This is a genomic window from Methylobacterium sp. P1-11 (assembly GCF_008329595.1).
Classification (GTDB): domain Bacteria; phylum Pseudomonadota; class Alphaproteobacteria; order Rhizobiales; family Beijerinckiaceae; genus Methylobacterium.
Window position 1 is genome coordinate 21,043 of sequence record NZ_NPKS01000039.1, and the last position, 12,332, is coordinate 33,374.

The 12,332-nt window shown below is 64.5% G+C and carries 10 protein-coding genes; 8 read left to right on the plus strand and 2 right to left on the minus strand.

Translation table 11 applies throughout. The features are described from left to right. Positions 1-138: 138 nt before the first annotated feature. Positions 139-387, plus strand: coding sequence for a hypothetical protein (locus CIW48_RS28150; protein WP_197739388.1), 249 nt, complete (start codon positions 139-141; stop codon positions 385-387). Positions 388-525: 138 nt separating this feature from the next. Here CIW48_RS28150 and CIW48_RS28155 read toward each other — a convergent pair whose 3' ends face one another. Together CIW48_RS28155 and CIW48_RS28160 are read right to left on the minus strand one after the other, a co-directional pair. Next, positions 526-2,142, minus strand: a complete 1,617-nt coding sequence (locus CIW48_RS28155; protein ID WP_149313725.1) for a cyclic nucleotide-binding domain-containing thioredoxin-disulfide reductase — start codon at positions 2,140-2,142, stop codon at positions 526-528. A gap of 491 nt (positions 2,143-2,633) precedes the next feature. Beyond that, positions 2,634-2,882, minus strand: coding sequence for a hypothetical protein (locus tag CIW48_RS28160; protein ID WP_149313726.1), 249 nt, complete (start codon positions 2,880-2,882; stop codon positions 2,634-2,636). 343 nt (positions 2,883-3,225) lie between these two features. Between CIW48_RS28160 and CIW48_RS28165 the strand changes: the two genes are divergently transcribed. From CIW48_RS28165 to CIW48_RS28195, 7 genes are all read left to right on the plus strand, one after another. Then, positions 3,226-4,038, plus strand: a complete 813-nt coding sequence (locus CIW48_RS28165; protein ID WP_149313727.1) for an alpha/beta hydrolase — start codon at positions 3,226-3,228, stop codon at positions 4,036-4,038. Beyond that, positions 4,035-6,038: a PAS domain S-box protein gene (locus CIW48_RS28170; RefSeq protein ID WP_149313728.1), complete on the plus strand. Its 2,004-nt coding sequence runs from the start codon at positions 4,035-4,037 to the stop codon at positions 6,036-6,038. The genes CIW48_RS28165 and CIW48_RS28170 overlap by 4 nt, the downstream gene beginning before the upstream one ends. Before the next feature lie 149 nt (positions 6,039-6,187). After that, on the plus strand, positions 6,188-6,598 hold the full coding sequence (locus CIW48_RS28175; RefSeq protein ID WP_281407396.1) for a response regulator: 411 nt from the start codon (positions 6,188-6,190) through the stop codon (positions 6,596-6,598). Between the two features lie 548 nt (positions 6,599-7,146). Beyond that, positions 7,147-8,022 carry a bestrophin family ion channel gene (locus CIW48_RS28180; protein ID WP_149313730.1) on the plus strand — a complete coding sequence of 292 codons (876 nt, stop codon included), beginning with the start codon at positions 7,147-7,149 and terminating at the stop codon, positions 8,020-8,022. 439 nt (positions 8,023-8,461) lie between these two features. Continuing rightward, positions 8,462-8,839 (plus strand): aquaporin, encoded by a 378-nt coding sequence (locus CIW48_RS28185; protein ID WP_149313731.1) that lies wholly within the window; start codon positions 8,462-8,464, stop codon positions 8,837-8,839. 165 nt (positions 8,840-9,004) lie between these two features. Beyond that, positions 9,005-10,759, plus strand: coding sequence for a di-heme-cytochrome C peroxidase (locus CIW48_RS28190; protein WP_149313732.1), 1,755 nt, complete (start codon positions 9,005-9,007; stop codon positions 10,757-10,759). Positions 10,760-10,835: 76 nt separating this feature from the next. Then, on the plus strand, positions 10,836-12,332 hold the full coding sequence (locus CIW48_RS28195) for an SRPBCC family protein (protein ID WP_149313733.1): 1,497 nt from the start codon (positions 10,836-10,838) through the stop codon (positions 12,330-12,332).

Below are 12,332 nucleotides of genomic sequence, written 5' to 3' on the forward strand. Positions count from 1 at the left end.
CCTCCGAGTTTTTCAACAAAATCGGCGCAATGCCGAAAGTCTGGTTCCTGGCCAATGGCCAAGGCCCATTCGCAACGCTAATCGGCCCGATGCGCCGAGGCCGCCATGTTGCCACGGACGAGGTCCTGGCTAGCGTAGATGCCGCCATCGACTTCCAGCTTCAAACGCTCGATATCGCGGCGGCGCACCGCTTCCAGGATCGCGCGTCTGGCTCGGTTTCACATCGCGCCCGACCTCGCAGCCGGATGGCTCGTTCCGGTGCTTGAGGCGTATGATCCAGGTGCGGCCGACGATGTTCGCGCGGTGTATGTCAGCCACGCGCGACTCTCACTGCGCATCCGCGCCTTCGTCGATTTCCTCGCCGCCTATGCGACAGTGGACGCGTGACGTCGTCGCCGGCCTCGACGTCGATGTTCCGAGGATCTGCGCCGAACGTTATGATCAGCCGGGCCGCAAGCGCAGGAGTGAGAGCCCAGTCGTCGGGGGATCCGGCGCTCCGGTCGTATGCGTGCCGGGCGGCGCGATCTACGTCCGAACGTGCTCCCACACCTTGGAGATGACCACCGATCCCTCGCCGACCGAGGCTGCGACCCGCTTGATGGAGTTGGCGCGCACGTCGCCGACCGCGAAGATTCCCGGATGCGACGTCGCATAAGGCGAACGCGCGCCGACCGCGTCCCCGGTCAGGACAAAGCCGTGGCCATCGAGCTCGACGAGCCCCGAGAGCCAGCCGGTATTGGGGGCGGCGCCCACCATGACGAACACTGCACAGGTCGAGATCCTGCGCGTCGTTCCGTCGGCGAGGGTGCGGATCGTCACCGCCTCGAGATGGTCGTCGCCGTGCAGGGTGGTGACTTCGGCCCCGTACTCGATGGTGATCGCCGGGTCTGCCTCAAGCCGGCTCGACAGGTACCTCGACATGGAGGTCGCGAGCGATTGCCCACGCACCAAGAGGCGAACGTGTCGCGCTGAGCGGCTGAGATACATCGCGGCCTGGCCCGCCGAGTTGCCGCCGCCGATGACGATCGTCTCGGCATTCCGGCAGTAGCGCGCCTCGATCTCTGTCGCAGCGTAGTAGATGCCTGCGCCCTCGAACGCTTCGAGGCGGTCGATCGGCAATCTCCGGTACTGGACGCCGGTCGCGACGACGACGGCCTGTCCCCGGACGCGCCGGCCGTTGTCGAACGTCGCACAGAACGATCCGTCCTCAAGCCGTTCCAACTTCGCCACGCGCCGCGGCATCGCGAAGCGCGTGCCGAACTTCATCGCCTGGATCTCGCCGCGCCAGACGAGGTCGGCGCCCGAGATCCCGGTCGGGAAGCCCATGTAGTTCTCGATCCGGCTCGATGTGCCGGCCTGGCCGCCGATCGCCACATCCTCGATGACCAACGCGCGCAGCCCCTCCGCACCCGCATAGACGCCCGCTGCCACACCGGCCGGACCGCCGCCCACGATGAGGACGTCGAAGGCCTCGTCGTCGACGAGGTTGTAGTCGAGGCCGAGCAGCCGCGCGACCTTGGCGGGCGTCGGCTCGGTCACGACCACGTCCCGGCCGAAGATGACCGCCGGTCGGTTAGCCGAGATCGAGCAGGCCGTGGCGACGCTCGCCGCCTCCGGGCTGCCTAGCGGATAGGTCCTGTAGGGAAGCCGGTTGCGGCTCGCGAACTCGGCGATCCGCCGTACGCTACGGTCGTCGTCCTCGCCGATGAGCACGAGCGTGCCGTCGTGCGAGTCGAGCTGCCGCCGCCGCCGTGCGGCGAGGACTGTGATGATGATGTCCGACATCTCCGGGATCTCGGACATCAGTCGCAGCATCTCGGGGCGCGGCACCTCGGTGACGACCGTATCCGCGCTCGCCCGCATGGGCATCGACCATACGCCGCCGTTCAGGAACGAGATCTCTCCCATGAACTGGGTCGGACCAAGGGTGGATGGGAGATGGCGCTCGTCGGTGAAGGGATTCACGACTTCGATCTCGCCGGCCTCGACATACATAAAGCGATCGGCTGGATCACCGGCACGGACGAGAAAGGCGCCGGCGGGGTAATGCTTTTCGGCCCCGATCGCCCGCAATGCGGCGACATGCGATGCAGTGAGGGGGATGCGCTGCATCTCGCGCAGGTCACGGCCGATCGTCTCCATGGGTCGCTCCGGTCGCAGGCCATCCGCTGCGGCGCAGCATCGATGGCTCGGCTACTACAGGCAAGACCCTCGGCGGGGGCGATTGTTTGATCGAAGCTGGTGGCCTGAAGTGACTTGCGTAGACCGGCAACCCAGCCTTGGCCAACGTCCGCTTTGGAGAAGTTGGCGAGAGTCCTCGAATGGCAGAGTTGGGCGCGAAGCCGAACGTCCGGTTCTGCGGACGTTGACGATCCGGCGTGACGTAGTCTGGCCGAAAGCCGCTGGTCCGCTTCGGAGCGTGGCTGCCGGAAAAGCGGACAGCCTCCTCCCGATCCAGGTCGGACGTCATGGACATGCATTAAGCTCTCGAAAGCCGCCAATCATCGGCCGCCACACACATCCTCTACAGCGTCGAGGGCACCTGAAGGGGCCGACCGGACTGCTTTCGGAGTGTATCCGCCCGACGGAGCTTCGCCGCATCTGAACCGCCGCGAGCAGACTCGGGCCGCCCATCACGTGGTTGGCGGCCGCCATGTTTCGGCGTCGGCGCACATGCCTTTCTCGGCCAGTTGGCCGCGGGCCTGCTCCGACCCGTCCTGAGTGTGGCCCATGCCGGCCTGCACCTCCAGCGCCTCGGTGAACTGGACGTCGGCGTACCTGATCACCTTGATGTGGTTTCCCAAGGGATCGCTGGCCTCCAATGCGAAGTGGTTCACGCCGACTAGGCGTGGATTCGGAGCGTCCTCGGTGCCCCAACCCATCGGAGTGTTCCACGCCCTTGGTGCGGTCGTCGCCGGGTGCCGTATTGGGCTCCAGCGGGGGCGGCAATCGCCCTGGAATCGGCGGCATCAGCAGCCCAGGGTCCTTGGTCAGCGCAGGCGCTCCGTCGGTGCGGTCCCTGTCCTCGCTCATGAAGGCATACAAGGTTGCGGGGATAACGCGCGCCGATATTTTGGGACCGGTTCCCTAGTCGGGACCGTATAAGAAGGCCGGCGCGCGGAACACCTCATCTGAACGCCCTCCGCGGCACGGTGTTGACCGTCGGAAGGTGGCGGGCGCGCTGCCGGAAGGCATGTTAGATCTTCGGCTTTCTGGGGGGCACCTTTGTCGGTGGTTCGGCGACACAATGCGAGGCTGGTCGGCAACGGACGGACCGCCATGGTGTTCGCCCATGGCTTCGGCTGCGACCAGAACATGTGGCGCTACGTGGCACCGGCCTTCCAGGACCGCTACCGCACGGTGCTGTTCGACCATATCGGCGCCGGTGGTTCGGACCTGTCGGCCTACGACGTTGGCAAGTACACCTCGCTCGACGGCTATGCCGACGACGTGGTCGAGCTCTGCCGCGCCCTCGACGTCAGGGACGGGGTGTTCATCGGGCATTCGGTGAGCGCCATGATCGGCATCCTCGCCTCGAAGAAAGCTCCCGAGCTGTTCGCGGACCTCGTGCTGGTCTGCCCGTCGCCGCGCTATCTCGACGACGATGGCTACGTTGGCGGCTTCAGCTCGCCCCAGATCGAAGAGTTGCTCGACTTCCTCGACACCAACCACATGGGTTGGTCGCAGGCGATGGCGCCAGCGATCATGGGCAATGCCGACCGGCCCGAACTCGGCGAGGAGCTTACCAACAGCTTCTGCCGCACGGACCCAGACATCGCCCGGCGCTTCGCACGCACCACTTTCCTCGCCGACAACCGCGTCGACCTGGCCGGCGTGAAGGCGCGTTGCCTCGTCCTGCAAAGCTCGGAGGACGTGATCGCGCCTCCGGAGGTCGGCGAGTACGTCCACCGGCACCTGCCCAACAGCGCGTTCGTCCTGCTCGATGCGACGGGCCACTGCCCGAATCTCAGCGCGCCCGGGGAGACCATCGCGGCCATCGACGGATTCCTCAGGGGGGGCGGAGCGTGGATGAGGTGACCCCTGACTTCGAAACGCAAGATGCGGACGACCTAGAGGACTTGTTCGAGAACGCGCCCTGCGGCTACGCCTCGGCTCTGCCGAACGGGCGCATCTCCAAGGTGAACCGCACGCTCGCGACCTGGCTCGGCCACACCAACGAGCATCTCGTCGGCCGCCGTTTCCTCGACCTGCTGAACATCGCCGGCAAGGTTTACTACGAGACCCACTTCGCGCCGCTCCTACGGATGCAGGGCTTCTTCAACGAGGTGGCCCTCGACCTCATGCGAGCGGACGGGACGACGCTACCTGTCCTGGTCAACGCCGTAGTGCGCCGGGACGAAGGAGGCGACATCCGGTTCATCCGGATCACCGTGTTCAACGCCTCCGACCGCCGGCGCTACGAGCGCGAGATGCTGGAGGCGCGCCGGGCCGCGGAGCGGGCCACGGCTGCGTTGCAAGACCTGAACGCCACACTGGAAGGTCGTGTCGCCGACCGTGCACGCGCCCTGGAGCAAGCCTGGCGGCTGTCACCGGATCTCCTCGCCATCGCTGATGGGCAGGGGACGTTCCTGGCCGTCAACGCGGCCTGGAAGACGTTGCTCGGCTGGGAAGTGTCCGACCTCGTCGGGCAAAGCTTCGTCGGGTTCACGCACCCGGACGACCTGGATGCGACACAGGCCGCGCTTGGCCGGGTCCTCACGGCCCCGATGGTCAAGCCCTATGAATACCGCCTCAAGCACGCGGACGGCACCTATCGCCGGTTCTCCTGGACGGGGGTGTTCGAGAACGGCCAGATCTACGCCACCGGCCGGAACACGACCGCCGAGTATGAGCAGGCCGCCGCACTGAGCCGGGCGGAGGAGGCGTTGCGGCAGTCGCAGAAGTTGGAGGCGGTTGGACAGCTGACGGGGGGAGTGGCCCATGACTTCAATAATCTGCTGACCATCATCCGCTCCTCGGTCGACTTCCTGCGGCGCCCGGACCTGCCGGAGGAACGCCGGGCCCGCTACATGGACGCCGTCTCCGACACCGTTGACCGGGCCGCGAAGCTCACCAGCCAGCTCCTCGCCTTCGCCAGACGACAGACGCTGAAGCCCGAGGTATTCGACGTCGGTGACCGCCTTCGCGGCATTGCCGACATGCTCGACACCGTGACCGGCGCCCGCATTCGCGTTGTCACCGCGATCCCGGACCTGCCGTGCTTCGTGAAGGCCGACGTCAGCCAGTTTGAGACGGCGCTGATCAACATGGCGGTGAACGCGCGCGACGCCATGGACGGAGCGGGCACGCTGACCCTCCGGCTCGACGACACCAGTAACCTGCCCTCCATTCGAGGGCACGCCGCCGCATCCGGCCAGTTCGCGTCTATTTCCCTGACGGATACCGGCACCGGCATCGCGCCGGACCAGATCGGCCGCATCTTCGAGCCCTTCTTCACCACCAAGGAGGTCGGCAAGGGCACCGGGCTCGGCCTCAGCCAGGTCTTCGGCTTCGCCAAGCAGTCCGGCGGTGACATCGAGGTCGAGAGCGAGCGCGGACGGGGCACCACGTTCACGCTCTACCTTCCGATGATCGCGGCGGTCGCCTTCGAGCGCCCGGCATCGGCCATCGACGGGGAGACCTTCCCGACCGGCGATGGCCAGTCCGTGCTGGTCGTCGAGGACAACGTCGAGGTCGGCAGGTTTGCGACCCAGATCCTGGAGGATATCGGCTACCACACGACCTGGGCGGCCAACGCCGAGGACGCGCTCGACAAGCTCGGGGCGGACGGGGCCGGCTTCGACGCCGTGTTTTCCGACGTGGTGATGCCCGGCATGGGCGGCATCGAGCTCGCCAAGACCCTTCAGCGTCGGATGCCGGCCCTGCCGGTTCTGTTGACTTCGGGCTACAGCCACGTGCTGGCCCAGGATGGGCTGCACGGCTTCGAATTGCTGCACAAGCCTTACTCGGCCGATCAGCTCGGACGTATCCTAGGCAGGGTGTTGCCGCGAGGCGGAAAAGACGTGGCCGGCCTTTGAGGCCGAAAATGCCCAACGGCGGTTGCTCGATGAAAACGGGCTGGGAAACAGCTTGGGGGTATGACGCGTGCGCCAGCCACTAGAGTCGATTGCCTAAATCACAAATTCGTCGAGTGGCAACCTTTCTGTACAGGTGCGACTTGAACTAGGTGACCCATGACGCTCCGGGCGATGCGCCCCATGCCCTCGTCGTCGATGACGATGCCCTGATCATAATGGACGCGACCAGCATCCTGGAGGATGCTGGGTTCAAAGTGCTTGAGGCGATGAACGTCGCGCAGGCTATGAAGGTACTCGAACAGCACCATGACGTGGTCCAACTTCTCTTCACCGACGTGCACATGCCGGGGGACGCGGATGGCTTCGACCTGGCGAGGCAGACCGCCGAGCGATGGCCGCATATTGCGGTCGTGGTCGCCTCCGGCCAAGCCGAACCCGGGCCTGACGAGCTGCCGGAGGGAGCGACGTTCATCGGCAAGCCGTTTAGTGCCGAGATCGTCCGGCACCACGTGCGTGAGACGATGCCGGACGAGAAGCACCCCGAGATGCTTAGGGAGTGACTTCCGCAGGCGTCGAGCAGACTGAGCTGGTCCTGAGCGACGCGCCAGTCTGGCGGTTAAGTGTACCCACTGGTGTTGGCCGGCCTACGATGGTGACACGATGTGATCACCCGCCGACGGTCGCGCCATTTGCGGAAAGTCTAGGTTCGCAACTCTGACACCGATGTTTGCAATGAAGAAGCGCCTGAAACGCCCCGGATAGCGGGGATAGCCGGGATGGGCGCCATGCCGAACGTCCGGTTCTGCATGCGATGGCGATCTGGCGTGACGTAGTCTGGCCGAAAGCAGCATGTCTGCTTCGGGTTAGGTCTACCGCGAAAGCGGGCTTGCATGTTAAGGCTCTGTCCTCACGGGCAGGGCTTTTGCATCTTGGTCCTGACACGCGAGGCGCATGGGGTGCTCGGCTTTCGAAGGAATGGCGGCTCCCGCTGGGCCGGCTTCCATGGCGGGTGCTTCCACGATGATGCCTTGCGCGGTGGCCTCAAGCCAACCGGCTCCGCGGTGGCTGGGCAGTCATCTCGTTCAGTGTATTTGGCTAACTGACCGCGATGATCATCGATCGGCGTACTGGCCTCATCCAACTGCTGCGCGAGGGCACCCCGGCGCTTCTCGTCCTCCTCGCCTGGGACGTAGTCGTCGTGATGGTCTTCCAAGTGGCTCACCGCCCCTGGATGGATCAGCCGAGCCTGCCAACCTCGCTGATCGGCTCCGCTCTGGTGCTGTTCCTAAGCGTACGCAACAACACCGCCTATGCGCGCTGGTGGGAAGCACGGACCCTTTGGGGCGCGATCACCAACAACGCGCGTTCCTTTTGTCGCCAAATGATGGAGCTGATCGGCGGCGCGCCCGATCTCACCCGAGCCATGGTGGCCTACGCGCACGCCCTACGAGGCGCCTTGCAAGAGGTCGATGTCACCGCGGAGGTCGAGCGCCTTCTCACCCCTGACATTGCGGCCCGCATCCGAGGCCGGCGCAACAAGCCCAATGCGATCCTGTACGAAGTCGGCGTGTGCTTGCGAACCGTAGCCCAGGAGCGGGCCGTCGATCCTGCTGCTCTCGCCGCAGTCGACCGCATCTTGTCAGATATCGCCAATGCCCAGGGTGGCCTTGAGCGGATCCGTAATACACCTCTGGCGATCCAGTTCTCGGCTCTGCCCGGCGTCCTGGTGCGGGCTTTCTGCCTCCTGCTGCCCTTAACCATGGTGCAGGAGCTGGGCTGGATCACTCCGCTGGGCTCATCTGTGGTCGGGCTCTTGTTCTTGGCGCTCAACCGGATTGGGCTAGATCTAGAAGATCCGTTCACCGCTGGCGTTCACGCGCTGCCGATGCGTGCCATGACGCGCACCATTGAGATCGACCTGCTGCAATCGATTGGTGAGGCCGCACCAGAGCCGATCCAAGCCACTCATGGCGTACTGCCCTAGAGCCTCCGCTTCGTGTGACCGCAGCAGCACAGTCCGGGTTCACGAACCCTCGGACGCGGCAACGGGGGCTGATCCGGTTCTGTCGTTGATGATGTTGAGGCCTCCGAACCACTCTACGATTTATATCGATGCCGCGTGAACCGCGCTGCCCTTGTTCCTATCGATCTGCCGGTCATTCGTTGGACGTCGAACTCGAAATGCCAGCGATTCCGGGACCAACATAGGCGTCAGTCAAGCCATAGGGGCCGGCCAAATAATACTTCGATCCTAGAAGCGACGCTTGATCAAATGGGTCATCGATTTCGAAAAATTCAATTTTGATTCTCAAGAGAGTTCGTTGCCGCATCTGGAAAGAGATGATATTATCCACCATTGTAAGTTCATCTCGCCGCACTGACTTTCAGGCAGTGTCCGCGCCTGCATTTAGTGAGGCGGCCAGATGGACCACGAGCTGATGCGTCGAGTCTCGGCGGAATCCCTAGATACCTTCTGGCTGACCTTCTGGCTGACCTTCTGGCTGACCTTCGGTGGCTGCGGTGCCGCTGTGTTGTCGGCGGATTATCTCGAAGTCGGCATCGGGTTCCTCGGCGTCGCTCTCGTGCTGATTTACCTGATTTCGATCCCTGCCACTAAAATTTCAGTGAGTCCCGCACGCTCAACCGGGCCAGTGCCGTTCACGGTGGGGCATACTTGGAGCTGTTCTGGCTCGCCGCTCGTTGGCGCGCTCCTGGCAGGCTTTGCCGCCCGCTGGCGCTACGAGCCCGCCGACATCGTCGACACCGTCAAAGTCGAAGAACATGCCGTTCCAGCGCGCTGAGCGCTGAGCAACGCCTGCAGGTCATCAGCACGTTTGGGGAGAACCGCGGGAAAAGACCGGACATTGACCGACCTAATGCCAACAGATGGCAGTGCGCCGACCCGTGCTGGGACCTCGCCCCGCCCTTCTTCCGTCCGACCGACGAAGCGCGTGAGGAGCGTCACCATGAAAGAGGCTCTACAAAAACTCGGTATCGGGTCGATGCTCGCGCTATCTGCAGCGCTGCCGACGAGGGCGCAGCAGAATGCACCGGACAAGCATGTCATCGTCCTCGATCAAGCTTGGTCCCAAGAAGACCGGGACTGGTACGATCATTTCTCGCAAGGTTCGGCCGTCCTCGCCTACGATCTTTTCCTGAACCTGGAGGCTGCAGATAGCCAGGACCTGTTTCGGTCCGGCCTGCACGATCCACGCTACGGCCTGATCCTTGCGGCCGCGAGCCCATCCAATCCGGACGGATTGCCGATCGGCATCAGCAAGACGACGGTCGCCACGCCCATCAAGGGTTGGCCGGCGGGCGACTACGCTGGCCCGACCTGCGCGGCGTGCCACCAGGGGCACCTGCGCTACAAGGGTCAGCTCATTCGCATCGAGGGCGGGGTTTCGGATACAGTTGATTTTCAGGGCCTGGTTCGCGGTGTCGACGGCGCGCTTCGCGCGACCTTGACCGATCCGGCCAAGTTCGACCGGCTAGCGGCGCGGCTCGGAGCGGCAACCCCGGAGGCAAAGGACAAGCTGCGCAACCGGGTCGAGAGCGAGGCGGTTCGGGTCCACGATTACGCCGACCGAACCTCGGTCACGCCGCACTCGTGGGGTCCCGGGCGGATGGATGCCCTCACGATGATCGTCGACCGAACGACGGCCACGTTGGCGGGTATTCCCGAGAACTGGTCCTCGGGCATCGCGCCGGTCAAACCGCCCTTCCTTTGGAATGCCCCGCAGGGATTGTGGACGCAGTGGAGCGCCTTTGCGCAGGATCCCATCGCTCGCAATTTCGGGGAGACGATGGGCGTTTTCCTGCCCGTCGACCTCAGCTCCAAAACCCCAGCCGAGGGGCTGTTCCAATCGAACGCGGCGCTACTTGAGCTTCAGCGGGTCGAGGGCATGCTGGACCGCCTGGCTCCGCCGAGTTGGCCGGAGGACGTGCTCGGCAGGATCGACCGCGACAAGGCCAAGGCGGGTAAGGCGCTCTTCGCAGAAAATTGCGCAGGTTGCCACAACATGTGGCCATATCGGATGACCGAGCCGAACAAGTTCGGCAAACAGTTCGTCCTCGTTGGGTTGACGCCCCAGACCGACGTTGGAACGGACAAAGCGCAGTTCGAGGCTCTCAGGCCCGTCGCGATCACCGGCGAACTCAGCAAGTTCCTGCCGCCGGAGTTCCGAGACAAGCCGTTGTTGCCGCCCTTCGTGTTCAGCACCGTCCTCGGTGTCGTGGTTCGTGAGGTGGCCGAGCGCAAACTCAAGCTCACCGAGGCCGCGGAAGCGGACCTGCATGGCTATCGCGAACGGTCGACGGCGCGGCCACCCGAGCACGTCTACAAGGCGGCGCCGCGGGAGGGAGTCTGGGCGACCGCGCCGTTCCTGCACAATGCGTCGGTGCCCAATCTCTACGAGATGCTGCTGCCGGCCGCCGAGCGCACGAAGAAGTTCTACCTCGGCGGCGACTTCGATCCGGTCAAGGTCGGTCTCGACACGAAGGCGCAGTCGGGGAGCTTTCTGATCGACACGACCCTGGTGGGAAACTCGAACAGCGGCCACTCCTTCCAGAACGGCCCGCGCGGCGACGGCGTCGTTGGCCCGTTGCTGACCGACGAACAGCGGTGGGCTCTCGTCGAGTACCTGAAGTCCATTCCCGAGATGCCTGGACGGATCACGCCGTTCGCCGGTCCGCCGGAGAGACGCGCCGCCCAGGATTAGCTGAGGCCGCCGTCGGGGGCGCGGCTCGCTTGACGGAGGGCGCCCCAGTCGTGCTGACCACCGACGGAGCCCAGCTATGTCCGACCATATCGACGGGCCGAGGCAGATCGGCGACCCCTCGGCCGACCTGACCGACCTGTTCGCCTTCACCAGCCCCGAGAATCAGGCGCGAACAGTGCTGGCCGCGGCCGTCTTTCCGACCTGTGGCGTGGATGCAATCTTCTCGAACGCGATCAATCATTCAATTGTGGTTCGCCGCGCGCGGGTGGCCGGCCTCGGCGAGGCTACCAAGTTCGAGACGAGCGACCCAGAGATCCGCTTCACCTGCCGGTTTGACCCGCTGGAGCCTGGCGCGGCGGAGGGCCGGCCGATCCAGCGCGGGACATGGACTTTGCCCGATGGGCAGACGCTGCGTGTTCTCGTCAACGACACCAAAGGAGCCTCGACACCCGACGGAATGTTTCGCGTATTCGCAGGCAGGCGCTCCGACCCATTCATCCTCGCCTGGATCCTCGGGAGCGGCATGAAGAAGTTCCAAAACCTGCTGCTCAACGATAACGTGTTGTGCATCCTCGTCGAATTCGACACGGAGCGCGTGCTCGAACCCGACAAGGGCTCGCTGTTCGCGGTGATCGCCGAAACGGTCCCGCTGAAGCGGGCGGGCGCCTTTGTCGGACACGAACCGCCCCGGATCGATTGGGTCGGCCGTCCTGAACAGACGAACATTCGTCTCAACAACGCGCAGCTGCAGGGCGCAGATGACATCCGCGACCTCTGGAACCAGCAGACCCCGTTCGCCATCGATGAAACCGTTCGTCCGTTGTTCCGCCAACGCTTGCGGGAAAGCTTGGCCAACTGGGATATGCGGGATGGGGAGCAGGATTGGACGCCGACTGCGCTGGCCGCCAATGCCGAGATGTTCCTCGACGACTTCATGCTGTTCGACGTGGTGAAGCCCATCACCGACAAGAGCCACCTGGAGATCGAGAAAAGCACGCTCAACGGCCAGGCCTATCAGACCGGCGGCGGCCGCACCGTCGATGCCGATGTCATCGACGTCCTGCTGACATGGATGGTCAATCGCGACCGCGAGTTCCTGCAAGGTGGGACAACGAAGGCGACGAAGCCAGGCACCACGACATTTCCTTATCTCGCCGAGCCAAACGCCGAGCCGCAGAATGTAATGGAGCGAGTCGAAATCGCCGCGCCGCCCGACAAAGTCTGGGCCTTGATCGGAGCGTTTGGGGGCGCCTGGCATCCCTTGATCGCTCGGATCCAGTTGACCGGCAACGGCGCGGGTCAACTGCGCACCATCGAGACCATCGATGGCAAGACGATCATCGAACGCCTCGAAGCGATGGACGATGCCGGTCGCTTCTATCGCTACACGAACGTCGCAGGTCTGCCGGTGGCCGACTACACCGGGATGCTGTCGGTCACGCCGAAGGGGACCGGCAGCTCGGTCGAGTGGCGCGCCGAGTTCCTTCCGAACGGCCAGGGTTCCCTGATCGTCAAGACGATTGTGTCGACCCTGTTCAGGTCCGGGCTCGATAGCCTCAAGACGCGGTTGTGA

Bases quoted from the DNA above. Each gene is read 5' to 3' on its own strand.
- CIW48_RS28185 (WP_149313731.1), top strand. From the start codon at position 8,462: ATGGACCACGAGCTGATGCGTCGAGTCTCGGCGGAATCCCTAGATACC.
- CIW48_RS28195 (WP_149313733.1), top strand. From the start codon at position 10,836: ATGTCCGACCATATCGACGGGCCGAGGCAGATCGGCGACCCCTCGGCC.
- CIW48_RS28160 (WP_149313726.1), bottom strand. From the start codon at position 2,882: ATGGGTTGGGGCACCGAGGACGCTCCGAATCCACGCCTAGTCGGCGTG.
- CIW48_RS28190 (WP_149313732.1), top strand. From the start codon at position 9,005: ATGAAAGAGGCTCTACAAAAACTCGGTATCGGGTCGATGCTCGCGCTA.
- CIW48_RS28150 (WP_197739388.1), top strand. From the start codon at position 139: ATGCCGCCATCGACTTCCAGCTTCAAACGCTCGATATCGCGGCGGCGC.
- CIW48_RS28180 (WP_149313730.1), top strand. From the start codon at position 7,147: ATGATCATCGATCGGCGTACTGGCCTCATCCAACTGCTGCGCGAGGGC.
- CIW48_RS28155 (WP_149313725.1), bottom strand. From the start codon at position 2,142: ATGGAGACGATCGGCCGTGACCTGCGCGAGATGCAGCGCATCCCCCTC.